Raw genomic sequence first — 26,253 nt, forward strand, 5'->3', positions numbered from 1 at the left:
TCTCCACTCCTTATTTTTCATCAATGATCATGGTGATGATCTCATACGGTCGAACGGCGTATGCCGCTTTTCCTGTACCGATCTGTTCCTTCTTTTCTTCAAGTATGGTAGAACGGTAGAGCACGCTGCCCTCTACGGTCAACAACTGCTCCTCCGCTGTCGGATTGAACCAGCGGACGATGATCCCAGTTCCCTTCAGTGATGGTTTGATGGTCGTAAGCGTAAGGGACTCTCCTGTCCACTTGAAGGGGGCTTCACCTCTCGAGCCGTTCCCATCATTCCGCTCGACCTGGACCACGGTCGGATCGATCGGATAGCTGTACGCTCTGTTATACACCTTGGATTCAAGAACCGATCCTGCATGAGGGATGATCATGAAGGATGCCGATTGCTCCCCGATGCACTGTGCTTCCGGAGTATCGAACACACCCCAGTCGCCCAGTTCCCCGACAGACCGCAATAAGGTGAGCTCCACGACGTTTCCTCCTGTGATCTCGTATTCATGGAGACCGATGCCTGCCACCGTGAGACCCTGAATCCCGTCATCAAGACTAGCGAATCGTTGCATATGGTGGTCGAATGTCGGATTCGCCCACTGCCTTTCCGGTTGATTGGGACGCTTGACGATTTCGAAGATGCTGTCCGCATAGTGATGGTCATTTCCCTTGCCGACCGGGAATCTGGCCCGGATACGGTGGTCCCTTACCTGATTATCCATCTTCACATCCACCTTCAGCCCCTCTGCTCCTTTCAAGAGGGTGAGGGTCGTCGTGATCGGGAATTCCGTCAACTCTTCTGATCGCGTTGCAGTCCGCTCCGGGTGCCATACCAAGTTTTCACGTTCTTGCTGGAGATGTTCATGAGCGCTTTTCGGGATGATCATGGTTGTGCGGATCTCAACGATGGTTTTGTATGGGGTATCCATGATCACTTCGATAGCAGACAGGGCATCTTCCGTCGTAAACCTGAGGCGATCGCCGGTTTCCTTGAACATGTATTCGTTCCCGATGTCACCGCTATCCTCATAGACGCCGAGATTCGGATATTCATAGCCTGTGCGTTTATCCACGAGGCTATAGCTTCCATTCTCATGGATCGTAACCAGAAGGTTGCCGTTTTCAAGCTGACGCTTCTCCTCGTTCCACATCCCTTTTCCCACTACTCTTTCATCTGAAGGAATGAGGTGTACCACTTCATAGCCGAGAGCCGTCGTGAAGTGGATGGGGAACGTGATGCTGATCTCCCTGCCGTAGTAAGGACGCCTGAAGCCATCACGCGGCAGATCATATCCGAAGGAAACGCCATGGTCCTCTACATGGACCGGGATCAACGTCCCATCAGCGCGCTCCAATGCATATACCGGAAGCTCACGACCTTTTAATAACCCAGGGATCTCACGGAAATCCCTGTCACTGAAGTAGATCTTATCCACCATCACCTTTTGGGTGATCACCCGGGATGATGCTTCCGTATGGAAAAGGATAAGGGGTACTGCCAACGGATCGGCATGCCCGGTATCAAGGCCTGACGCCATGTCGCGGAGCTGCTCATGGATAAAGCGCTGCGCTCCCTTCTCCACCTTCTCGAATCGCGTCACCATCTCCCTGTGGACTTCATCGACACTGCACCCGCAGATGCTATCGTGTGGATGATTCTCCATGAGGAGCTTCCAGTAGTATTCTGAGAAATCCCGATGCAGATCCCGATCCCCCACAAGAACACCAAGGGGTTCAAGCACTTTCTCCAGCAGCAGCTGACAGCGGTCGTTCGCCTGTTTCAAATAGATGCGCGCTGAAGCCGTGTTCACAAGCGTTGACCAACCATCGGTCTTTTGATTCCTCAGCTCCCCACGGATCGTTTGCAGATCATCGGGCAGCTCGTTTTTCACGTCGTCTATGTATGCTTTGAAGCTCGAATGCTTAAACGTCACATCCGGCATGAGTTCGTTAGCGACTTCAATGGCCGTCGTAATATCTGCCTGCAGGGGTTGATGATCGCATCCGTTCATATACAGAAGCTGGGAGGTCGAGGCAAACCGCTCCGATTCCGCGAGCTTCTTCTCCCAATAGACCCTCGCCCCTTCACGGTCTGAAGGAACTTCATTTCCATTCGAGTACCAGTTGGCAAACAGGATCCCGAGCACCTGCGATCCGTCCGGTGCTTCCCAAACCATCTCGGAATAAGGCGACGAGAACTCATCATGGTGCACCTGGTTATTAAAGCCCGTCGGGGTCACGCCCCTTCCGAAGGCGGCTGTATCAATATTGGCCTGCTTAAGGAGCTGGGGTGCCTGACCGTAGACGCCGAACGTATCAGGGTAGTAGCCGAGATACCCGTCCTGCCCCCACTCTGCCGTGTCCTTCATCCCATACAGGAGATTGCGGACATTGGCCTCCGAGCTTGTAAGAAAGGCATCCTGCAGAATGTACCACGGTCCGACGATGAGCCTCCCCTCCCGGATATACGCCTTCACTTCCGCCTCCCTTTCCGGCCGGACGCCAAGGTAGTCATCTACCATGATGGTCTGCCCATCAAGGTGGAAACTATGAAAATCAGGATCTTCCTTTAATTTCGCGAGAAGATCATCGAACAGTTTGACCAGATAATATTTATGTTCTTCCAAGGACATGTACCATTCCCGGTCCCAGTGGGAATGAGAGATGATATGCGCCGTCTTTTTCCCCATCAAGCTTTTCCTCCTGTCGCTGCAAATTGGTTATAGCGGTTCATGGATACCTTCATGATCCAGTAGGCCGGCATGACGCCCAAGGCAAATGGAATCAACCCAGGCATCTGATAGATGAGATAGCCTACCATCGTGAGGCCGATCGTGATGACCAGGTTCTGCTTGAAGCTGATCAGGGTGAGGATGAATGGCTGGATCAAATAATGTTTGAGCGATTGCTCAAAATGGACGTAATACGGGAAAACATATAGAAATGAAAAAACATATAGGATTGAGAGGAATAGGATGATTGCCGTGCTGAACAACACGACGATTCCTTTCAGCTGGGTAACAAGATATAGATCCAGGGCAAGGAAAACACCGATTGACGTATAAATCCATCCGATTGCATTCGTCTTCCAGAAATGCGCCTTGTAGTAGCGATGATAGCCATCGTAGATCGGCTCCTCGAGACCGCCCTTCAGCCATCTCCTTGTGGTGGCGAATAGGGCCGTTGTGGCAGGAAAGAAGCCCAGAACGACTCCACCAAGAAGGATATGCATGAACCAGATCACATTGAGCTGCATCGTCTTCCAGATCCAGAGGCTCGCTTCTGTGAACAGACTTCCCAAGCGATTAAACATGTACATCTTCCTTTCCGTATGTCTTCCTCCACACATAGGCTGCCCCTATGAGCTGAGCCTGGTCCAAATGGGTACAGACTTCCACAGTCGGCTTCACCTTTGCAATCGGCTTGGCCGTCATGACACGATCAAGCTCAGTCTGCAGCCGCTGAAGGAAGCTCGGCTGTCTCGTAATGCCTCCTCCCACGAGGATTTTCTCGGGATCAAGCATATATTGAAGATTGAATATCCCGACAGCCATGGTATGGAAGAACTGATTGAGGGATTTCTCTGCTGCTGCATGACCCTTTTCAGCCTCTTCGAACACACGCGAGCCGGTCCATGCCGCTCCATGTGGGGGCTCATCCTTCAAACGCTTCGTCAGGGCAAATGATGATCCACGTTCACTCCACGTTTCATAGCCTTCCATCAGGGAATAACCGAATTCTCCACCATGGAGGTTCGCTCCCTTATGCAGCCGACCGTTGATGACGATCCCTCCGCCGATCCCTGTGCCACACACGATGCAGGCAAATGTATCACAACCGGCACCAGCCCCGCTCCACTGCTCTGCAAGGGCCGCACAATTGGCGTCATTCTCCATTGTGACCGGCAACCCGTATCGTTCGTGGAATAAAGCACGCAGATTCACGACATGGATGAAATTCACCGCGCTATGCCCGAGGACAAAACCGGCATCCGTTACGCTGCCTGGAGAACTGATGGCGATCCCCTCTATATGGTGGTCCCTCTGCCATCTTCCCAGGACCTGATCGACATGAACGCTGAATTCCTCTACACTGACAGGCGTCGGGACCTCCTCTTTCAGGACAATGTCAGCATGACTGGTGACCAGGGCGAATTTCGTGAACGTCCCACCGATATCAATGGCGAATAGATGTTTCATCACATGCCGCCTCTCCCGGTAATCGATTCGATTCCGCCAGTTTCCTGAACCAGTCAGCACTCTTCTTTTTCCTGCGTTCGCCACTATCAAGATCGAACTCAACAAGCCCGTAGCGATTTTTGTATTCATTGAGCCATGACCAGTTATCGATATAGGTCCATACATGGAATCCATAGCAATTGGAGCCTTCACGTATTCCCTTATGGAGCCATTTCAGGTGCTCTTCAAAAAACTCGATCCGGTACTCATCCTGTATGGATCCCGCCTCGTCCCTGAAACGGTCTTCCCCCTCGACACCCATGCCGTTCTCAGCGATAAACCAAGGGATATTCCCGTATTCATCACGGATCTGAATGGCGATGTCATAGATCCCCTTCTCATAGATCTCCCATCCCCGGTGCGGATTCATCTTTCTATCAGGCCACTCGTAATGGAGGAAGGAACGATCCAAGACATGTTCAGCGTCCTGATTCCCTGCCTTCACCCTTCTCGGCTGATAATAATTGACCCCAAGGAAATCCACCGGGTTGTCTTTGATCAACTTCAGGTCATCGGGGTACATGTTGACATGGATGCTTTCATTCCGTATAAACTCACATAAGACATGTGGGTATTCACCCTTGACGACGGGGTCAAGAAAACTCTTATTGAATAGGGCGTCTGCTAGTTCTGCCGCCTTCACATCATCCACATTCTCTGATCTCGGATAACTCGGTGTCAGATTCAGTACGATGCCGACCCTACCCCGATGCTCATTCTTCCGGAAAGCCTGTACCGCTTTGACATGGGCAAGCAAGGTGTGAAAGCCTGCCTGACAGGCTCTCCTGATGTTGAACACACCGGGCAGATGCTTATCATTCAAGTAGCCCATCTCTACAGGGACAATCGGTTCATTGAAGGTCACCCAGTCTTCTACAAGATCCCCAAAACATTTAAAAGCCGTTTCCGCATATAAGGCGAAAGCTTCCGCTGACTCCCTGATATCCCATCCACCTTTCTCATACAGCCAATACGGCATGTCAAAATGAAAAAGATTCACCACGGGGCGGATGCCCTGGTCAAGCATTCTGGTGAACACATCACGGTAAAACTCCACTGCTTCGTCATTCAACGTGTGACCGTCAGGCATCAGCCTCGTCCATGAAATCGATGTGCGATAGGAATTGAACCCGAGCTCTTTCATCAGTGAAATATCTTTTTTATAATTGGCATAAAAACCGGTCGTCTCTTCAGGGCCGATTCCTTGATAAAACACGCGAGGCTCTTTCTGGAACCAATGATCCCAAACATTCGGAGACTTGCCACCCAGGCTAGATGAACCTTCCATCTGAGGTGCCGAAGAAGCCGCTCCCCACATAAAACCTTTCGGGAATTCCATTATCCCCACCCCCTTTTAGAAATCGCTTACATTTTCTCTTATCCCTATCATATAGACAAAAAATCAACCATGGAACTGCCTGGCAGGAAGTCCTTTAATAAAGGCAGGAAAACTTTAATATGGACAGTTTATGAGAGCGAATTGGTGGCACCCAAGAAAAAAACCTTCCACCATGAGCGGAAGGTTCACCTTGATTACTTTACATATTTCTCGAACGTGATGTTCTTGGAGTAAATCTCTTTAGCCGCATCTTTCCCAACATAGCGGAGATGCCACGGCTCGTAGGCATAGCCGGTTTCATTCTCTTTTCCTTTAGGATAACGGATGATGAAGCCGTATTTATGGGCGTTTTTCGCGACCCATTTTCCTTCTTTCGTTTTGGCGAATTTTTCTACGAGGTCATAGCCGACGGAAGGACTCGTCACATCCATGGCAAGACCGGTCTGGTGCTCGCTTGTACCCGGTTTGGCACTGATGCGGCTTGCGTATTTTTCGCCGTAGGTGCGTTTGTAGTAGTTATACAGTTCTGCCTGTCTGTCGTAGGAGCGGTAGCCGGACTGTGCGTAAAGCTTCACGTTATCTTTCCACGCTGCCTTCATGAGGGCCTCGAAGTTCGGCACGGCGCGGCTGTCCATGAGGCGCTTCGGATCGTTGTAGCTGAAGGCGAATTTGACCTTCGGTTCTACTAGTTTCGCAGCTTTATAATCTTTGCCTACAGCGACTTTTTTGTTCACGAGGAGATGCTCTATCGGCTGTTTGAGCTCGGATCCGACTTTGTTGTCAATGATATTCGTACCACCTATGACGGTGAACTGCGTTAACTTGTTCGTGTCGATGACCACTTTGACAGATGTCGATACATACGTTTTTTCAACATATAGGAGGTTTCCTCCGTTTTTCGCCGCAAGGGCCGCAGCTGATGTGGCATCAATCTTATTCTTGCCTGTCACGACATACGATTTTTTCTTATTACCCATCAGCTTGGCTATTTGGGCTGATGTATCATAACGGTCACTTCCACTGATCCGTTTTGGCTTAGGTAGCTGTTTTTTCACTTTATCGGAGACCGCTTTCGTCCGCCCGATGACCACCGTGCTACTCTTGCCTTTCAATGCTTTTTTAGTAACTGCTGGAAGGCTGTTGGGCTTGGTCAATAATACCGGCATATTATTCTTGGCTGCATATGGGGCAACACCTAGAACATCGAAGAGGTACTCACCCGAAGCAACCACTGCCTGTTTGGAAGGAATTTCTTTTGCTACAAGAGCCGCTGTTTCGTAACGGTCTTTTCCTCCAATGCGCTTGACTTTTGCCTTGATCTTTTTATCAATGACCTTATCGGAAATGTTTTTCTTCCCTCCGATTAGGATGATCGTTTTTGGATTCAGGCTATTAATCTCTTTGCGAGTGGCAGCTGACAAAGAATTAGGATTTGTGAGAAGAACAGGTGCATTAAGCTTTTTGGATAACGGAGCCGCCACAGCTGCTTCCGCCACATCCTTCCCATTCACTAAGATGACGGTTTTAGCCCCATCTTTCCAACCTTTTTTTGATATAGCCGCAGAGGTCTCATAGCGATTATTCCCGCTGAGTCGGTCAAGCGAATAGGCTGATGCCGTATTCCCTACAACAACCATAGCGGCGATGAGAACCAACAAGCTGGATATAGATAACTTGAATAAATGTTTCAACTGTTTTCCCCTTTTCTTTACCCTTTATAAAAAATGAAAAATATTCCTGTTCCCTAGTATAATAGTTTCATATGGAGATAACTAGCAAAATTTGCTTTTTTTCGACAACATGACACATGGGGACGGTTCCTTTGCGTCATTTTTTTGACGCATCGGAACCGTCCCCATGCTTCACTCTATTCTATTTTTTCCAGTAATGTGTAGGCTTGTTCTTTTGTTTGGACGGCGAGGAGCTGGTTGCGGAAGTCGTCGTCCATGAGCTGGCGTGAGAGGAGCTGAAGGATCTTCAGGTGTTCGTTGCCGGCGCTTTGCTTCGGTACGGCAATCATGAAGATGAGCTTGGCTTCGGATCCGTCGAGGCTCTTCCAGTCTACTCCGTCCCGTTTGATGCCGAAGACGACGCTTGGTTTTTGGACCGAATCGGACTTACCGTGCGGAATGGCGATGTTCATGCCGATCCCGGTGGAGCTTTCTTCTTCACGGGCAATGATGGCTTCCTTGAAGTCTGCGTTAGAAGCGATGCTTCCATTGGCGTGAAGCTTGGTGATCATTTCGTCTATGACCTCATCACGGGTCTCCCCGGCGAGGTCGATCTCGATCAGGTCGAGGTTCGTGATATCGGTCAGGCGGTTGATTTCAACCGGTGCTGCAGCCTGTGTTAACTCAGGCGCAGTTTTGTGTACCGCAGGTTCTTGTACTTTCTCTTCTTCCGGTACGCTGACTGACACTGCTTCAGGAGTAAGGGCTTCTTCCACAATGTCTTTTTTCAATAGATTCACGACGATCGCTGCGACGAACGAGCCGACGATGACGGCGACGAAGAACATGAATACATTATCCACGGCACCAAGTACGGCGACGATCGGTCCACCGTGGGCCACGCGGTCTCCTACGTGACCGAGCATGGCGATGACAGAACCGGTCATGGATCCGATCATGATGCTCGGTATGACGCGGAGTGGATCCTGTGCAGCGAATGGGATTGCTCCTTCGGTGATCCCGAAGAGTCCCATCGTGAACGATGCTTTTCCTGTTTCTTTCTCAGCGGCATGGAATTTCTTGCGGCCGATGAATGTTGCGAGTCCCATGGAGATCGGAGGGATACAGATCGCTGCGGCAATCGGGCCCATGATCTCATAGTTTCCTTCTCCGATCATGGCAGATCCGAAGAGGAAGGCGACCTTATTGACCGGCCCACCCATATCGAATGACACCATGGCTCCAAGGATCAAGGCAAGAAGGATGGAGCTTGTTCCCTGCATACCGGCTAACCAGTCTGTCAGGACTTCAAAGATATTCGCAACCGGCGCCCCGATCAGATAAACGAAGGCAAGGCCGACGATGAGGGAGGCGAGTACCGGGATGATGATGATCGGCATGATCGGCATGATGGCTTTTGGCACTTTGATCTTCTTGATCAAGAGAGCGGCATACCCTGCAAGGAAACCGGCGATGATCCCACCGATGAATCCGGCTCCTGCTTCACTTCCATAAAAACTTCCGTTGGCGGCGATGAATCCTCCGACGACACCTGGTGCAAGACCCGGCCTGTCGGCGATGCTGTAGGCGATGAACCCGGCGAGGATCGGCACCATGAACGTGAAGGACGCAGAACCGATGGCTTCGATATGCTTCCAGAATGAATCATCCGGAATGACGAGTCCGCCCGGCGTTTTCTGGCCTCCGAGTGTCAGGGCCACGGCGATGAGCAGACCGCCGATGACGATGAACGGAACCATGTACGATACGCCGTTCATAAGGTGACGATAAATCGGGTTTTCTTTCTTATCGGACTTCTTCTCGGTCTGTCCGCTTGATTGATGGATCGGAGCATCTCCGTCGATCACCTTTTGGATGAGTTCCTTCGGCTTGCGGATCCCGTCCTGCACGCCCGTGACGAGGAGCTGCTTGCCGTTGAAGCGGTCTTTATTGACGGTTTTATCAGCGGCGATGATGATGCCTGCTGCTTCCTGAATGTCTTTATCGGTCAGTTCGTTCTCGACACCGATGGAGCCCTGTGTCTCGACTTTTATTTCGACGCCCATTTCTTTGGCTGCTTTTTCGAGGTTCTCGGCGGCCATGTATGTATGGGCAATTCCATTTGGACATGAGGTGATGGCTAGTATTTTCATAGTGACTGTCTCCTTTATCGAAATCGCTTACATTTACTATACACCGAGAATCCTGTCGAAAAAGGTCAAGTTGTTACCGGAGGTTGTGGTAAAAGTGGATATATTACTTTTCTCCTGGTTTGATGATAGGTCACTAGTCCATAGATGGGACGCGTCTTTCCGCTTCGGTCGACCGCTTTCCTGCGGGGCGGGCGGTGAGCCGCTTCGGCAGGCCTGCAGGGTCTCACCTGCCCGCTTTTCCCGCTGGAGTCGGTCGACCTCCGCTGCAAGACACTTGTGAGGAATAATAGGGGAAGTTGCTAACGGTTGGTCCATTTATTATCTTGTACTCACACATATGACCCTTTTCACCACGAACTTAAGGATTGCTACCACTTAAGAAAAACCAAAAAAAAGAGGCCGTTTCACACGGCCCCGAGATGGGTCAGGAATGTCATGGCGTCACGGTCGGAGAGGAGCTGCTCGATCCGTTCGGGGTTCTCGGTGAGGTGCGAGATTTCCTGGAAGAGCTGGCGGGATTCTGCCGGGTCGGTGCTTTTGACGGCGAGGAGGAAGACGAGGGAGACCTTCTCCTCACCCCATTCGATTGGTTCACGCAGGGTGGCGATGGCGATGGCCGACTGGTGGATGAGGTCGGGATGACCATGTGGAATGGCGATCCCTGCCCCAATGGTCGTGGCCGACATCCGTTCGCGGATCATGGCATTCTCAATGTAGGCATGATCGACGAACCCTTTGTCCATGAGGGTCCCTGCAAGCTTCCGGATCAACTCGTAGCGGCTGGAACCTTCCTGTTGAAGAAAGACGAGGAATGGGTTGGCGAACTTCAGGATGACCGATTCCTTTTGTCCCTTCTGCACCGGGTCCTCGAGGTACGTTAATCGCTCCTTCAGCCTTTCTTCATCCTGTTTTCCGAGCAGCGGGGAAACGACGATCGCCGGGACGCCCATGTCGGGAAGGCTGATCGTAGAGATGATGAGATCCGCCTCGCTTGTCTCGAGGAAGGACTGCAGCTCCCCTTTCCCGATGCTTGCCAGCACAAGGACAGATGTGAATTTCCGCTCGATTTTTGTACGAAGGAGCTGGGACATCCCCATCCCCATATGACAGACGATGACGACTCTTTTTACGTCTGTTATGGGTTGTTGCAGGCGCTCGAGTGATGCCTGGAAGTGTAGGGTGATATAGGCGGCTTCCTCTTCCGGCACCTCGATGCCTTCCAGTTCTTCAAGTACAAGCATGATCCGGTCGAACATGAACGGATACATCCGCTTGATGTCCCCGAGCATCACATTTGTGACTGGAAGCCCGTACGTCAGGCGATTCAACGTGGAATTCAAGTGCACGGTCAGACCGTTGAAGAGTTCCGGGTCACTGTAAAAATCCACGCCGTGCATCTCGGACAGCTTCCTGAGAAGAAGGTCTGTCACTTCCCCGAGTCGATTGTCGTGGCCGGTGAGCTCGCGGATCGCTTCGTCGTCCTGATACCGGAACTTCCCACCAAGGAAGTGCAGGGCCAGGTATGCCTGCTCCGCTTCGGGGAAGCGCACGGAAAAATACGGCTCGATTCCTTCGAGGAATGCCACCGTCCACCTATATTCTTTTTTCACCATGATCATTGTTTTTTCTTTTTCGGAAAGGGAAATTGTCTGCTGCAGCTTCGTCCTCTTGATCATGAGAAGGGTATGTACGACGATCCGTTCGAACGTTTCATCGGTCAGATGAAGATCGAACCTCTCCTGCAGCTCTTCAAGCCTCCGCCGCACGATGGTGATCTCATGCTGGGTAAATTGGGCGCTGATGAAGGAATCCGCCCCATCATCCACAAGCTGTGAAAGCCGCGTCAAAGCCAGTCGACGGTTCAGTTCGGTCCCTTCGATCATGAGCCCCACCTTCTGCTTTGACAGAAGCTCCAGATCGAACCGCTTAAACCAATCCCCGATCCGTTCGAGGTCCTTCCTGATCACCGACTTGCTTACATAATACCGGTCCACCAGGTCCTGCACGACGACAGGGTCTGTATTCATGAGAAGAAAGTACGCAATCTGGACGATCCGATCCTCTTCATCCACATGACTGCTTCCCCTCGTTTGCAGTTCGCGGTATAGCTCAGCACGGTCGCGTCCGTCGATTTCCAGGCAGATTCCCTGACCGGGCTTCCGGATCAACTTCGCCGACGGATAGTCTGCAATGGATTCCTGTATCACCTTGAGGTCGTTCCGCACCGTTTTTTCGGAACAGTGGAGTTCCTCACTGAATTCTTTAATCAAGACATATTCATGATGCCGGCTCACCAGCATCTGCAAGATCTCCTGCTGCCTTTCATTCATGCTCGTCACCTTCTCTGTTTTGACAGGGAGTTTTATCTATTTATGATACTTTTTGCTTAGGGAAATGTAAACAAACGTTTGAATGGAGGGAGTGGATTGAGTAGAGGCACATGGTGAGGGGGTTAAACAGTTGTTTAGGTTTGGTGGTGGAGGATCGAAGCGGGCTGTATGCAATGCTCCGTCCGTTTGTTGGGCATGTAGGAATGGAGAAGGGCTGGGCGTGTTGGCAGAGCTCCTATTTGCTTCTTTTTACAAGACCTAGCGGAATGGTTCGCTTATTTGCAAATAGGGTCCAGATATCAGCGATACTGAAGGTCGAAAATACTCCCTCCTGCCTCTATGACATCAATCGACAGTTCTCGCATCCACTTTTCCCTGTTTTAAGGGTGCGAGCACTGTGTGGTAGGTCCAGTCAGAGACAATACTTGCGAATTCTCAAGAATTATTTGCGAAAATTAAAAAAATACTTGCGAAACTGAAAAATTTATTTGCGAATCTGAAATCGGTTCATTTTTTTATTTGCGAACGAAGTTATTTACATATAATTGAATGACATTTCTTGCACTCAACACCCTTTCCATACGAACCCCGCCTATTATTTGCGAACCCGAACCTGAACCTGAACCCGAACCCAAACCTAAACCCTCCCCCACCCAACCCACACAAAAAAAGAAACGCAAAACCAAAAGGTCCTGCGCTTCCCCTCTATCCATTAAACATGCGAAACAATCAATTCAACCTGACCTTCCACTTCAAACGTTTCCACATCGGCAGGGATGATGAGGTGCATGCCTTTTTCCAAGACATGGTCTTCGCCCTGCACGCGCAGTGTCCCGGCTCCGCTCAGTACGCTGGCGAGCTGGAACGGCTTGTCCTGTACAAAGGATGCGTGGCCGTTCACTTCCCATTTATGCACGGTGAAGTATTCTGCTTCCACGAAGGTAGTGATGGTCACGCCGTCGCGGCTGTCGACTTTCGGCTCCACGGATTCCGCGGTATGTGGGATCGTGGTCACGTCGATGGATTTGTCGATGTGAAGCTCACGGGTGTTGCCGTCTGCATCGGTACGGTCGTAGTCGTATACGCGGTACGTCGTATCAGAGCTCTGCTGCGTTTCAAGGACGAGGGTCCCTGTGCAGAGGGCGTGGATCGTGCCGCTTGGTACGTAGAAGAAGTCGCCGGGCTTGATCTTCACGCGACGGAGCAGATCGCTCCACTCGCCTTTTTCGATCATGCTCGTGAATTCTTCTTTTGAAAGGGCATTGTGGCCGAAGATCATGTCGGCTCCTTCATCACAGTCGATGATATACCAGCATTCAGTCTTTCCGAGCTCGCCGTTCTCATTGATATTTGCATAGCTGTCGTCCGGATGCACCTGGACAGACAGATCGGCGTTGGCATCGAGAATCTTCGTCAATAATGGGAATACGGGTGAATCGTAATGCCCGAATAATTCAGGGTGCTGATCCCAAAGTTCCCCCACGGTCTTCCCTGCGAATTCCCCGCTTCGGACAGTACTCTGTCCGTTCGGGTGCCCGGAAATGGCCCAGCACTCACCGGTCTTGTCAGAAGGAATGTCATAACCGAACTGATCCCTGAGGGCCGTCCCTCCCCAAATTCGTTCCTGGAACACGGGTGTTAAGAATAATGGTTGATTCATGATGATCCTCCTATATATGTAAGAATGGACGGATCCATTCCGTTTTCTCTTCCCCACCTATTTTCTTACATCGTGAGAAGGGTTTCAATCTTTTTTATTCCATTGCCGTGTGGGAGCGGTATGCCAGGAATTGTTCATTGACTGTTCCGGCGCTCTCCCCTATCTTGGACCCATATGACCAAATCATAAAATCCGCTTGCCTTGGCATTACTATAAAGAGTGAGTGGGTAAGGAATACTGTCAGTCTTAAATGAGGTGAAAAAAGGTGAGGATCTTTTTATACATAGCACTTGCCGCGGTGGCGGTCGTGGGCATCCTTTTTGTGAATCAAGGAAAGGAAGACAAGGTGAAGGAACGGCACTGGATGGGTGCCTGGATGACGGCCATGCAGGAGCCCTTCGATGACGGTGAATCCCATGAAGGGTTCAAGGATCAGACCGTGCGCATGGTGGTCAAACCCCATGTGGACGGAGATCAGGTCCGCATCCGGCTATCAAACGCGTTTTCTGATAAAGAGCTGAAGGTCGACAAAGTGAGTATCGGCATAACGAAAAAAGAGGCGGAAACAAAGGGAGATCCTGTATCTGTCTCCTTTGACGGCAAAAAGGATGTACGCATCCCGGCCGGCGAAAGGACCTACAGCGATCCGATCCCAATGGAAATCACCGAAGAAGACGCCCTGACGGTGAGCCTCTATTTCAAAGGGGAATCGGGACCTGCCACCTGGCACCCGCGGTCGATGCAGACAACCTACTCTGCTGATGGGGACGTCGCTGGCAAGGCAGGAAAAGACAGCTTCGAATCGATCGAAAAAGGATGGTACTGGTTAGATGGAGTCGATGTACGGACCGATAAGAAGGTCAAAGGGTCCATCGTTGTCCTTGGCAGCTCCATCGATAACGGGAACGATTCAAAGGTCGACTCCAATCACAGGTGGACGGACTATCTGTCCGAGCGGATCAATGATGAGGCCGACGGAAAATGGACGGTCCTGAACGCAGGAATCTCTGCGAATCAGCTCCTCGACAGTCCTGAGGAAAAAGGGGAAAAAGCCCCTGATCGACTGAAGAGGGATGTGTTTGAACAAACCGGCGTGAAAGGCGTCATCGTCCATCAGGGAATCAACGATATCCGCCATCACCCGGAGACAGATGCCGTGACCATCATCGATGAAATGAAGGCCATGATCAAGGAGGCCCATAAGAACGGCGTCGAAATCTACGGGGTCACGATCTCCCCATACAATGACTCAGGAAAATACACCGCGGAAGGCGACCGGACGCACCGCAAAGTCAACGCATGGATGCGGAATAGCGGTGCCTTCGACGGGGTGATCGACTTTGATAAAGTACTGCGGAATCCCGATGATCCATCCAGACTCCAGCCGAAATACAATTCAGGGGACGGACTGCATCCGAATGAAGCAGGCTACCGGAAAATGGCCGAGACGGTAAAATTGAAGATGTTTGACCATTGAGAGAGGACGGCAGAGGCCTATCCCCAAAATGAGTAAGGAGCGGTCCCACCTAGGAGGGACCGCTCCTTTCATTACCTCCTCACAAACGCCCTTCTCTCCGCATATTCCGTACACTTCCTGCACACGAGCACCGGCTCCCCGCGGTCATTCATGTAGCGCTGCGGTTGCACGGGCTTGCGGCCGCATACGGCGCAGCGTGACGGCTTGAACCATTGCCTGATTGTGTTGAGCATTCCTGTTCCCCCTTGCATATGATCCGTTTAATCCAGTTTAGAAAAATCCTCCTCCATTATGCAATCATTTCTACTTCCGTAGTTTAGTTGGAAAGAAATAGTGGTAGAGAATGAAAGACATATACACCAGGAGGGAATACTTATGGCAAAAACGCTGGCAGGACATGCCGCTGCAGACGTCCTTCAAAACTGGGACGTTCAGCATATCTTCGGGATGCCCGGTGATTCGATCAATAACTTTGTTGATGTACTTCGCGGAAAGAAAGACGATATTGAGTTCATTCAGATCCGACATGAAGAAGTGGCGGCACTGGCAGCCTCGTCCTATGCAAAGCTGACCGGGAAGATCGGTGTCTGCATGACGATCGGCGGACCTGGCGCGATCCATCTGTTGAACGGACTGTATGACGCAAAGGCCGACGGAGCACCGGTGCTGGTCCTCGCAGGTCAGGTGGCGACAACGGAACTCGGCCGTGATTCATTCCAGGAGGTTCATCTGGCTCGCATGTTCGACGACGTTTCGGTCTATTCAGAGACCGTAGCCTCGGCGGAAGCTTTCCCTGACATGCTGAACCAGGCCATCCGCACAGCCTATGCGCGAAATGGGGTCGCCGTCCTCGTCATCCCGGACGACATCCCGAGGGACAAAATCAAGAATGCAACTTCTTTCACATCCAGTCTGACATCATTCTCAAGGCACATCCCTCAAAAGGAGGATCTCATCACCGGTCTCAACTTCATCGAAAATGCCAAGCGCCCTGTCATCCTGGCAGGAACCGGAACGAAAGCGGCAAAGAAAGAGCTCGAGGCATTCGCCGATACGATCGGGGCCCCGATCATCTTCACACTTCCCGCTAAAGGCGTGCTGCCGGACCGGCATCCTCTGAACCTCGGACAGCTTGGTCAGATTGGGACGAAGCCTGCATATGAAGCAATGGAAGAAACAGACCTCATGATCATGATCGGGACCTCCTTCCCGTACCGGGATTATCTACCGGATGATGCCGAAGCGATCCAGGTCGATGTGGATCCCGCCCAGATCGGTAAGCGGTACCCCGTCTCCGCCGGTATCGTAGGGGATACGGCCCTCGTACTGGAGGAATGGAATAAGCACCTCCAGCGCAGGGACGATCGCTCCTTCCTGGAAGAGTGCCAGAAGAATATGCAGAACTGGTGGACCCATATCGGGAAAGACACGGAAGAAACGTCCACACCACTCAAAGCACCCCAGGTCATCCCTCACATCGAGCGGATTGCAGACGAGGATGCTGTCCTTTCTGTCGATGTCGGAAACGTAACCGTGTGGATGGCGCGCTACTTCAACATCACCAATCAGGACTTCATCATCTCCAGCTGGCTGGCCACGATGGGCTGCGGACTGCCGGGTGCCATCGCAAGCTCGCTCGCCTATCCGGACCGACAGGCCATTGCCGTCTGCGGAGACGGTGGATTCGCAATGAACATGCAGGACTTCGTGACCGCCGTTAAATATAAGCTTCCGATCATCGTGGTGGTGCTCAACAACAGCCGCATCGGTATGATCAAGTATGAACAGGAAGCAGCCGGTCATCTTGAATACGCCACAGAGCTTCAGGAGATCGATTTTGCCCAATTCGCCAAGTCATGCGGAGGGGAAGGCTATCACGTGAAGACTTACGAAGACCTCGGACCTGCCTTCGATATGGCGAAAGCATCGAATAAACCTGTCATCATCGATGTTGAAATCGACCTTGAACCTCCCCTTCCAGGCAAAATCACCTGGGAACAGGCCCAAGGCTATACGAAACATATGATGAAGAAGTTCTACAAAGATCACAGCGTCGAAATGCCGCCTCTCAAGAAAGCTTTGAAGCGCCTGTTCTGACCATGATTCGGCCGGGCATCCGCCCGGCTTTTTTCATTCAATCACTAAAGGGGGTCTACCTCATGGAAACGATATTACTTTGGAGCCTGCTCATCCTCCTTGCCCTCATCATCCTTGTTCCCGCCACCTTTCTTTTTTACATATGGCGGGTCGATGAACGTCAGGAGGAACATGCCATCCTGCGTCACTATCCCGTTCTCGGCAAGATGCGATATATCCTCGAGAAGATGGGGCCTGAGCTCAGGCAATATTTCTTCAATAACGATTCTGAAGGGAAACCCTTCTCCCGGAATGACTATACAAGCACCGTGAAATCCGGCAAGTATAACACCCGCATGCTCGGCTTCGGTTCGGAGCGCGATTTTGACGGGGAGGGCTACTTCATCCGGAATACCCTGTTCCCCGTCCAGCGTGATGAACTGAACGTGGACAATGAGAAAAAGGTGCCGACGAAAGTATATAAGATTGATAAGGACAACCTCTTCAATCGCAAGGAACACCGCGAAGAGACGTTGGCCGATCCCTTTCTCCTGAAAGATGAAGACGCTCCCATCATCGGCGAGCATACATGCCGCCACCCATTCCGCGTCAAAGGACTCGTCGGACAATCGGCCATGAGCTACGGCTCCCTCGGGGGCAACGCCATCACCGCCCTGTCGACGGGCCTCGGCCTTGCCGGCGGTACATGGATGAACACCGGGGAAGGCGGATTATCAAAGCATCATTTAAAAGGGGGCGTAGACATCATCTGTCAGATCGGCCCCGGGCTATTCGGTGTGAGGACGAAAGACGGGGATTTCTCCTGGGAAGAATTCAAGAAGAAAAGCGACCTGAAGGAAATCAAAGCGTTCGAATTGAAGCTCGCCCAGGGTGCCAAGACCCGCGGCGGCCATCTTGACGGCAAGAAGGTCACACCTGAGATCGCCTCGATCCGGAACGTGGAGGCGTGGGAGTCCATTGACAGCCCGAACAGGTTCCGCGAGTTCAATTCCCCGGAAGGCATGCTCGACTTCATTGAACAACTTCGTGAAGTCGGTGGAAAACCCGTCGGCATCAAGCTCGTCGTCGGGAACACCGGGGACATCGAAGAGCTCGCTTCTTTCATGGCCAAAACGGGCCGGCATCCCGATTTCATCACCGTCGACGGTGGAGAAGGCGGGACCGGCGCATCGTATCAGGAGCTCGCCGATGCCACAGGGGTGCCCATCAAATCGGCCCTTCCCTTCGTCCATGATACCCTCGTCCGACACGGGGTCCGGGACAAGGTGAAGATCTTCGCATCCGGGAAGCTCCTCACCCCCGACAAGATTGCGTATGCCCTCGCCCTTGGAGCCGACTTCGTCAACATCGCCAGGGGACTCATGTTCTCTGTCGGTTGCATCCAGGCTCAGGTATGCCACACGAACAACTGTCCCGTCGGGGTTGCCACCACCGACGATAAGCTTCAGGAAGCACTCGTGGTCGAAGAGAAGTCCTTCCGCGTCTGCAACTACATCCTCTCCCTCAGGGAAGGGCTCTTCAACCTCGCAGCAGCGGCCGGCATCGATTCCCCGGCGAAATTCACCCGGGATCATATCGTCTACAAGGACCGGGACGGCCGCCTGATGCCCCTGTCACCCGATGTCCCTCAGAAAGCCCTGTAAGCATAGCAAAGCCCGGTGATGCCACCGGGCTTTCTTCTATTCCAGCATTCCATTCACAAGCCGGAGCGCTTCCTCCCACTTCTCCCGGTACGAACCCGAGAGCGTAGTGAACGGAATGCCATTTTCCTCCAGCAGCTTCTGTAGCCGCTCGTGATTCTGCCTTCGGACGGCCTCTTCCCCGTGCATCCGCCAGCCATCGTCCACCCACTCGACATCAGGCTCAAGGAACAGATACAGATCATATTCCTGGGCTTTTGCGATGGAATCCAGTACATCCTGATGCTTCCCGTTATACAATTCCGAATAAAATTGGGTCACCGTCGCCTCCGTATCCACGAACAGGACGCGATGGCTGACTACGGTGGCCTTCTCTACCTGACGCTGCTGCTCATAAGCGATCATAGGGTAATCCTCATCAAGCAGCACCCCGTCATATCCGCCGATCTCCTCACAGCGCGTCCGGCCATATTCCGCCACATAGTTGGTATTGAATGCCGTAGCCAGATTCCGCACAAGCGTCGATTTCCCGCAACTTTCGGTACCGACCACCACGACCTTTTTCACGAAATACGATCTTGCCACAGACGGGATCATATCCCAGTGACGGTACACCCCATCAGTCCTGATCATGGTGGCAGAAATCGGGGCGAACATCCGCTCTTCATCCAGGATGATATGTTCGGCACCGGGATAGCACTCCCGGAAAATATCCGAGTATCCCCGTTCAGACGAAAAGACCGCATCAATGGGCTTGCCGATCGCCTCCTTGATCAGAGCTGCACCGTCTCTCCAGTCATAGTCCTCATCTCCCGCCTCGTCTTCGATCGATACGACATGAACATGCGGCATATCCTTCGTGAGCTGATGGAGCCAGCGCAGTCGGACCGTCGCCGGAACATAAGGGAAATCCGTTCGGGCGCAGATTTCCCGGTCTCGCTTTTCAGAGTGTGACAGGACGACATACAGCTCCTCCACCATGGTGGACGCCTGAATGAGTGCATACACATGCCCCTGATGAAGCGGCAGGAATTTCCCACCGTAGAATCCGATCTTCTTCATATCATGCTGCCTCCATTCCCTGCTGATTGCCGATCCTTCTCCAATTGATGTAGCCGTAGACGCTGTTCACAAGGAACGCACTCCACATCACGAGCATGGCAAAGTCATTGCCTCCCTGTGTCATCAGGGTCGTGAGCCAAAGGACGATGGAGAGGACGTTCACCATGATCCAGACGAGCCACTGCTCCGTGAACCGCTTCAACATGAGGAGCTGCGCAATGACCGAGAGCACAGTGGTGGCAGAATCGACCCACACATTGCGGCCGCCAATTTCCTGAAGGATGAGGGCATAAGCCGTGAAACCGACGGCAAATCCCGCAATCGTCCACATCCACCCGGCCTTACTAAGGGAATGGACGACCACATCCTCCCCACGCGCATCACTCTTCACGGTATGTCGGCTCCACAGATAGATCCCCACAAACTGGAGGGGGAAATAGAACAGGCCGTTCAGCATGACCTCCCCATATAACCCGTAGCCGTACGCGATGTACGCATACAGTCCGGTCTGGATGATCCCGAAATAGTAATTGGCGATCTTGCCCTTCGCCACCAGCACCACACACATCATCCCCGTCAAGGACACGATCAGTCCAAGGAACGTGTCATCGAGGGCAACGAAAAGATACAGATTGATGACCGTAAAGACCGCCAGCCAGCACTTCTCAAACAGCGTCCAGTCCTTGAAGACACTCATCTCACATCAGCCCCCAGGGTATTCTTGAAATGCTCCAGCGCCCATTCATGCCCGGCCTGATTGAAGCTAGCAACAGCTTCCCTGTGCACGACCATGCTGTACCCGAGGTTGTAACCATCCACTGCCGTATGGAGGACGCAGATGTCCGTACACACACCAACAAGGTGGATCTCCCGGATGCCGCGCTCCCTCAGGCGCAGATCGAGCTCCGTTCCGCCGAACGCACTGTATCTCGTTTTATCGAATTCAAGGATCGAAGCGCCCGATGCTTTCACATCGTCATACGCCGTGCGGACGGCTCCGTATAGCTCCCGGCCTTCCGTCCCCGCGATATTATGAGGCGGGAACAGTCTGGTTTCGGGGTGGAACTCATCCCCTTCGAAGTGGATGTCATTTGCCACGACCACATAGTCGCCCGCTTCAGCAAATTCCCTCATCAGCCCGGCAATCTTTCCTTGGATCACCTGCCCCGGCTCCCCGCACGTCAGCTTTCCTTCATCCGCTACAAAATCCACCGTATAATCAATCACAATCAATGCCCTCTTCATTGTTTCTCCCCCTAAAGATTAATAGATTGATGGTGCAGGCGCCTCTCCCCTGAAGCGGAACAACCGCGTCGCCCGCTTCGCCGTCCTAGTTGTGGTCTTCACATTTCCTTCCCTATCCGTGACAGGCTCCAGGAATGGATACTTCGGTGCATCGCGGTTGAATGCCGACACATTGGCAATCCCCGGGTCATCCGTCATGAGTAGAAGAAGGCTCCTCAGCTCAGACAGCGTGAATGCCTCGGGCAAAAACTCTTTCGCCACCGTCGTCTGCAGCATCTCCACCTGGATCATCCGGAAGGCATCATTCAGCATGTCACGGTGATCAAACGCAAGATCCAGCTCCAGCGCTTCCTCCCACGTGAACAGCTCCACCTCCGCTGCGTCTTCTGAGGCTGTCCGGCCTGCCAGATAACCGGCCTTTACAATCGCATAGAATGCATTCGAGAGGATCCACCCGCGGGGATCACGACCCGGTGCATCGTACACGGCAAAATGCTTCAGATGGATGCGATCGACCCCCGCCTCCTCCTTCAGTTCGCGGATCGCCGCTTCATCAGCCGTCTCCTGCGGCCGGACGAAACCACCTGGCAGCGCCCACTTCCCGGCTTCGATATTCGGCTCTCCTTCAAGATTGAACTCAGACCTTTTGATGAGCAGGATCTTCAGCGTCGGAACCGGCGGCTTATGTTCCTCCGGATAATGGAGGTCGATGGTGAACACCGCAATGTCACTTGTGTACCCGTCCGGAGTGATGAAGGATGGCTGATTGGTATGTGAGGATGTAGTATGGTTCATGACAGGCTCCTTTTAATTTGCAATTTGTTAATTAATAATAGTGTACGCTGTGGAGGGAGGATTTGGCAAGTGTTTTTTTCGGGGCTCGCAGGCTGGCACTCTATTTGTTACATTTTTTGTATTCTAGCGAAATGGTACGGGTATTTGCAAACGAGGGCCATTTACCATGCGTTCCCATCATTGATTCCGCCTCCAGAGCACATAAATCCTTTAAAACTAACTCATTTTGATTGAAATCGACCATCTTTAAGCCATCTCAGTACCTCCCCCACCCCCATTCCCTTCATTTATTTGCGAAAATCAAAAATTTATTTGCGCGTTTTTGAAATTTATCTGCGAAAAATCCAATTCTATTTGCGAACTCATTTTTCTGCGATCCCCCTATTTGTATAAAAAATATGATACGTATGAATTAAAAAGTTTATCATCAACCATCCTCGATTATTTGCGATTCCCTACCCTCCAAATCTCCCTCCCCCAACTCCAAACCAAACAAAAAAAAGCAGAGGAATTCATCCCCTGCTTCCGTCAAACATGTATCCAATTAAATCCCGCTCAATGCATCCTCTACAGAATGATCGCCGCTCTTAATGAACACGGATTTCTTCTTCAAATTGTCTTTCCCGATCGCTCCTACAAGGACACGCGCTACGTCTCCACGTGGAATCTCATAGCTTCCCGGGTCACCGGTGAGCTCTGCCTTCACGTCGACCTTCCCTGTTGGTTCATCGTTTTTCAATGGACCAGGATGGACCGTGGTGTAGGCAAGTGATGATTTTTGCAGGTAGTCATCTGCCATATGCTTCGCAACGGCGTAGGGTTTCATCTTGTCGCTCTCTGAATCCGGGTCCAGACTGTCGGTCGCGCTCAGCAAGACGAAGTGTTTGACGTCATGTTTCTCTGCGTAGTTCACTGCTTTGACGGCACCCCACAGGTCGATGAGCATCGTTTTGTCAGCGCCCGTGCTTCCGCCTGATCCGGCTGCAAAGACGACGGCATCTACATTATCAAACGCATGGGAGAAATCTTCTTCAAGATCCCCCAGTACGACTTTATCAGCACCTGCTGATTCGAGATCTTTGATCTGCTCTTCTTTTCTCACTAGGGCAACGGATTGATGATCCGACTCCTTCAGCTGTTCGATCACCTGGGTTCCTACTTGTCCGTTTGCTCCGATTACTAAGACGTTCATGATATCCCTCCATAATGTATTGTACTGAATATGTTCATATCCTATCTATTCCCCTTTATTTCTCCATCAAACGTCACGACTCTTTCCGTCCCTCTCTTCTCACTGTGACGCCATTGGAAAATAGAAACCTACTAAAAACAGGTAAAAGGGACGATTCCACTTTCTCTCAAAACGAAACCAAATACTTCCTATTGTCGTATGATTGGTATAAGGAGGAGATGTTCATGATATGCAAAGAATGCAACGGAACTGAATTCATCAAAGCAACGGATTTCATCAATCTTCGACCTCTTCATAAAAGAATGAGCGTGGGAACGGAAAAAATTTACACAATCTGTGCCGGATGCGGGGAAGTGGTATCCATTAAAGTGCGAGACACTGCCAAGCTGAAATAAACGGATGAGCGGTGGTATAATCCCCTTACATACCATATAATTTAAATTATCAGAAAAATAAATGGGGGATTCCATGCTTTCACAGAATCAGATGGTGGACTGGCTAGAAGGCGTTATAGAAGCCATCCATGACGGAATACTGGTCATTGACCGGAGTGGAACCGTTCAATTGATCAATGAAGAATATACACAGATAACGGGAGTCAAACGAGATCAAATCATCGGGAAACCATTGTTACAGGTTCGTCCCAGTGCCAAGCTCCCTCAAGTTTTAAAAGATGGACGAGCCAGGGAAGGCGTCTTTCGCAAAGAAAAATCCATGGAATATGTAGTGGACATGGCTCCGATCATCAAGGATGATGAGGTCGTCGGGGCAGTATCCGTGTGCAAGAGCATTCCGGAGGTCTATCAGCTTTCTGAGGAATTAAAGCGAAGCCGGAAAAGGGTACAACAGTTGAAGCAGGCGTTCGGAAGGATTCATCAGTCCACCTACACGTTCTCACACATCATCGGACAAAACAAAGACCTGCTCCACATGATCGAACGGGCAAAGAAAGCCGCCGCGACTAACCTGAGCATCCTGCTGACTGGAGAATCCGGGACAGGAAAAGAACTTGTGGCTCAATCCATCCACCATACCAGCAGTCGATCCTCGTCTCCCTTCGTTCCAGTGAACTGTGCAGCCATCCCAAGTGCGCTTTTGGAGAGTGAACTGTTCGGTTACGAAAAAGGGGCTTTCACCTCTTCTAATGAAGACGGAAAGAGCGGCCTGTTCGAACTTGCCCATGGAGGAACGCTGTTCTTGGATGAAATTGGAGATATGCCGGTTGACCTTCAATCTAAGCTGCTTCGGGTACTTCAAGAAGGTACGTTCCGTAAAATCGGTGGTCTTGAAGAACAAAAGGTCGATGTACGGATCATTGCTGCAACAAATAAAGACCTGCCCAGTATGGTCGCGAACAAAAAATTCAGGGAAGACTTATTCTATCGGATCAATACCATCCAACTGGCCATTCCACCACTCAGGAAGCGTAAGGACGATATTCCTGCCATCCTGACATCACTCCTTAAAGAGCAGGGGAACACTAACATTCAGGTAGCCCCACAAGCAATGAGCACACTTCATCAATATGAGTGGCCGGGGAATATACGGGAACTGAAGAATGCCGTCCACTACGCCATCAGCATGTGTGAAGGAAGCACCATATCGGTGGAGCATCTTCCAGATACCATCCGCCCAACCACAGGCTACCGACCAACAGACAGGCCTCGACTACTCGAAGACGTTTTAAGAGACACAGAGAGAGAAGTGATTGTAAGCGTTTTAAATAAAACCGGTACCTCTGTGGTCGGTAAGAAAGCCGCCGCCAAACAGCTCGGTATTTCCCTTGCTTCCCTCTATAACAAACTATCAAAATTGAATATCACCTGACTGCTCGCGCATAAACAGACTGTTTGTGCGTTTTCCAGTTTTATAGAAACACATTTCCAAGATGTTAGAATTCACTCCCCCCAACAGGTTTCTCCCCTTTTGCCTTAATAAAATTCCAACCTTTTAGAAATCCCCTTATCCGAACCCCTTATTCTCATGCGCTTTTTGTCTTGGCACAATTGTTGCATGTATAGTTGTAAGCGCTTTTATTAGGAGGAGAATACTATGTTGGCTTTACTCGGGTTTTTAACCATTGCGGTGTTTCTTTATCTGATCCTTTCTAAAAGAGTATCGGTCATCGTCGCTCTCATACTGGTTCCCATTGTGTTCGGCCTGTTCACGTCGTCCATTTCGGAACTTGGGGAAATGATTCTCGCAGGAATCTCGGGTGTGGCCCCAACCGGCATCATGCTGGCGTTCGCCATCCTGTTCTTCGGAATCATGAACCGGGCCGGACTGTTTGACCCGTTCATCTCGAACGTCCTGAAACTGGTCAAGGGCGATCCACTCAAGATCGTCATGGGGACAGCCATCATTGCCATGGCCACCCATCTGGATGGTTCAGGGGCCTCAACCTTCCTCATTACAATCCCAGCTCTGTTGCCGATCTATGATCGACTTGGTATGAGCCGACTCGTCCTTACAGGGGTCACTGCACTTAGCTGTGGCGTCATGAATATGGTTCCTTGGGGAGGGCCGACAGCACGGGCTGCAAGTTCCCTAGGGGTCGATGTGTCGTTGATCTTCAACCCCCTTCTTCCTGCCATGGGAATTGGACTGATTTGGGTCTTGTTCGTCAGCTATATCATCGGGAAGAGAGAACGCAAGCGGGTTGGTATCAAGGAATTCAACTACGACTTCCACTCTGAACTGAGTGAAGAGGAGCGAACGACCCGTCGACCGAAGCTTATCTGGCTCAATCTATTGATTACGGTCATCACAATTGTTGCCCTGATCAAAATTTGGCTACCACTTCCGGTCATATTCATGGTTGCCTTTGCCGTCGCCCTCTTGATCAATTATCCTAAACCGAAAGATCAGCAGGAGCGTATCACCGAACAGGCGAACGGTATGGTCTCTGTCGTCTCCATCATCTTCGCTGCCGGGATCTTCACCGGCGTCCTATCAGGATCGGGGATGATCGAAGCAATGGCGACTGCCATGGTGAGTGTCATACCAGAAAGCACCGGGTCCTTTATGGCGCTTTTCGTTGCCATTACCAGCATGCCCCTGAGCCTGGTCTTCACCCCTGATGCGTATTACTTCGGTGTGCTGCCCGTCTTAAGTGAAACGGCAGCCGCATACGGGATTGCTCCTGAAGTGATCGGCAGGGCCGCTATTTTGGGGCAGATGACCACAGGCTTCCCATTGAGCCCCCTTACGGCAGCGACATTCCTCCTCATCGGATTGGCCCGCGTCGAGCTCGGGGACCATCAGCGTTTCATCTTCCTATGGGCATTCGGATCCACCATCGTGATGACAATTGCCGCATTCATTACCGGAGCCCTTTCATTCTCGTAAATTAAGGAGTG

Annotated in this window: 20 protein-coding genes; 6 read left to right on the forward strand and 14 right to left on the reverse strand. The window is 51.4% G+C overall.

Going from position 1 to position 26,253, the window contains the following annotated elements:
• Positions 1-10: 10 nt before the first annotated feature.
• The 8 genes from AF331_RS18510 to manA all read right to left on the reverse strand — a co-directional run bounded on the left by AF331_RS18510 (position 11) and on the right by manA (position 13,386).
• Positions 11-2,686: an alpha-mannosidase gene (locus tag AF331_RS18510; RefSeq protein ID WP_053429509.1), complete on the reverse strand. Its 2,676-nt coding sequence runs from the start codon at positions 2,684-2,686 to the stop codon at positions 11-13.
• A complete protein-coding gene (locus tag AF331_RS18515) occupies positions 2,686-3,309 on the reverse strand; it encodes a YesL family protein (protein WP_053429510.1) in 624 nt (207 codons plus the stop codon). Before AF331_RS18515 ends, AF331_RS18510 begins: the two co-directional genes overlap by 1 nt.
• Positions 3,302-4,195: an ROK family protein gene (locus tag AF331_RS18520; RefSeq protein ID WP_053429511.1), complete on the reverse strand. Its 894-nt coding sequence runs from the start codon at positions 4,193-4,195 to the stop codon at positions 3,302-3,304. Before AF331_RS18520 ends, AF331_RS18515 begins: the two co-directional genes overlap by 8 nt.
• A complete protein-coding gene (locus AF331_RS18525) occupies positions 4,173-5,573 on the reverse strand; it encodes a glycoside hydrolase family 1 protein (RefSeq protein WP_053429512.1) in 1,401 nt (466 codons plus the stop codon). Before AF331_RS18525 ends, AF331_RS18520 begins: the two co-directional genes overlap by 23 nt.
• Before the next feature lie 194 nt (positions 5,574-5,767).
• Positions 5,768-7,264: a cell wall-binding repeat-containing protein gene (locus tag AF331_RS18530; RefSeq protein ID WP_053429513.1), complete on the reverse strand. Its 1,497-nt coding sequence runs from the start codon at positions 7,262-7,264 to the stop codon at positions 5,768-5,770.
• A gap of 176 nt (positions 7,265-7,440) precedes the next feature.
• The gene (locus AF331_RS18535) at positions 7,441-9,396 is read right to left on the reverse strand and encodes a PTS fructose transporter subunit IIABC (protein ID WP_053429514.1); all 1,956 of its coding nucleotides are present in this window, start codon (positions 9,394-9,396) and stop codon (positions 7,441-7,443) included.
• 404 nt (positions 9,397-9,800) lie between these two features.
• The gene (locus tag AF331_RS18540; protein WP_053429515.1) at positions 9,801-11,726 is read right to left on the reverse strand and encodes a BglG family transcription antiterminator; all 1,926 of its coding nucleotides are present in this window, start codon (positions 11,724-11,726) and stop codon (positions 9,801-9,803) included.
• Between the two features lie 712 nt (positions 11,727-12,438).
• Positions 12,439-13,386 (reverse strand): mannose-6-phosphate isomerase, class I, encoded by a 948-nt coding sequence (gene manA / locus AF331_RS18545; protein WP_053429516.1) that lies wholly within the window; start codon positions 13,384-13,386, stop codon positions 12,439-12,441.
• A gap of 265 nt (positions 13,387-13,651) precedes the next feature.
• On the opposite strand from manA, the gene AF331_RS18550 reads away from it, so the two are divergent.
• On the forward strand, positions 13,652-14,863 hold the full coding sequence (locus tag AF331_RS18550; RefSeq protein WP_053429517.1) for an SGNH/GDSL hydrolase family protein: 1,212 nt from the start codon (positions 13,652-13,654) through the stop codon (positions 14,861-14,863).
• A 71-nt stretch (positions 14,864-14,934) separates the two neighbouring features.
• Here the strand turns inward: AF331_RS18550 and AF331_RS22590 are convergent, their stop codons facing one another.
• Positions 14,935-15,114, reverse strand: coding sequence for a hypothetical protein (locus AF331_RS22590; protein ID WP_160316584.1), 180 nt, complete (start codon positions 15,112-15,114; stop codon positions 14,935-14,937).
• 124 nt (positions 15,115-15,238) lie between these two features.
• On the opposite strand from AF331_RS22590, the gene AF331_RS18555 reads away from it, so the two are divergent.
• Entirely contained in the window at positions 15,239-16,960 is a 1,722-nt protein-coding gene (locus AF331_RS18555; protein ID WP_048012449.1) for a pyruvate oxidase, read from the forward strand.
• A gap of 62 nt (positions 16,961-17,022) precedes the next feature.
• A complete protein-coding gene (locus AF331_RS18560) occupies positions 17,023-18,603 on the forward strand; it encodes an FMN-binding glutamate synthase family protein (protein ID WP_053429518.1) in 1,581 nt (526 codons plus the stop codon).
• Between the two features lie 36 nt (positions 18,604-18,639).
• On the opposite strand, the gene nadR is transcribed toward AF331_RS18560, so the two are convergent.
• The 5 genes from nadR to AF331_RS18585 all read right to left on the reverse strand — a co-directional run bounded on the left by nadR (position 18,640) and on the right by AF331_RS18585 (position 22,894).
• Positions 18,640-19,662 carry a multifunctional transcriptional regulator/nicotinamide-nucleotide adenylyltransferase/ribosylnicotinamide kinase NadR gene (gene nadR / locus AF331_RS18565; protein WP_053429519.1) on the reverse strand — a complete coding sequence of 341 codons (1,023 nt, stop codon included), beginning with the start codon at positions 19,660-19,662 and terminating at the stop codon, positions 18,640-18,642.
• A gap of 1 nt (position 19,663) precedes the next feature.
• A complete protein-coding gene (gene pnuC, locus AF331_RS18570) occupies positions 19,664-20,359 on the reverse strand; it encodes a nicotinamide riboside transporter PnuC (RefSeq protein WP_053429520.1) in 696 nt (231 codons plus the stop codon).
• On the reverse strand, positions 20,356-20,907 hold the full coding sequence (locus AF331_RS18575) for a cysteine hydrolase family protein (protein ID WP_053429521.1): 552 nt from the start codon (positions 20,905-20,907) through the stop codon (positions 20,356-20,358). Before AF331_RS18575 ends, pnuC begins: the two co-directional genes overlap by 4 nt.
• Positions 20,908-20,925: 18 nt before the next feature.
• Positions 20,926-21,702: an NUDIX domain-containing protein gene (locus tag AF331_RS18580; protein WP_053429522.1), complete on the reverse strand. Its 777-nt coding sequence runs from the start codon at positions 21,700-21,702 to the stop codon at positions 20,926-20,928.
• A gap of 544 nt (positions 21,703-22,246) precedes the next feature.
• The gene (locus AF331_RS18585) at positions 22,247-22,894 is read right to left on the reverse strand and encodes an SDR family oxidoreductase (protein ID WP_053429523.1); all 648 of its coding nucleotides are present in this window, start codon (positions 22,892-22,894) and stop codon (positions 22,247-22,249) included.
• Between the two features lie 224 nt (positions 22,895-23,118).
• Between AF331_RS18585 and AF331_RS22680 the strand changes: the two genes are divergently transcribed.
• The 3 genes from AF331_RS22680 (at position 23,119) to AF331_RS18595 (ending at position 26,242) form a co-directional block, all read left to right on the forward strand.
• The gene (locus AF331_RS22680; RefSeq protein ID WP_162490473.1) at positions 23,119-23,289 is read left to right on the forward strand and encodes a hypothetical protein; all 171 of its coding nucleotides are present in this window, start codon (positions 23,119-23,121) and stop codon (positions 23,287-23,289) included.
• 73 nt (positions 23,290-23,362) lie between these two features.
• Complete coding sequence (locus AF331_RS18590) at positions 23,363-24,721, forward strand: sigma-54 interaction domain-containing protein (RefSeq protein ID WP_082347051.1); 1,359 nt, start codon at positions 23,363-23,365, stop codon at positions 24,719-24,721.
• Between the two features lie 225 nt (positions 24,722-24,946).
• A complete protein-coding gene (locus tag AF331_RS18595; RefSeq protein ID WP_053429525.1) occupies positions 24,947-26,242 on the forward strand; it encodes a CitMHS family transporter in 1,296 nt (431 codons plus the stop codon).
• The last annotated feature ends 11 nt before the right edge of the window (positions 26,243-26,253 follow it).

The sequence above is a fragment of the Rossellomorea marisflavi genome, assembly GCF_001274775.1.
In the GTDB taxonomy this organism is placed as follows: domain Bacteria; phylum Bacillota; class Bacilli; order Bacillales; family Bacillaceae_B; genus Rossellomorea; species Rossellomorea marisflavi.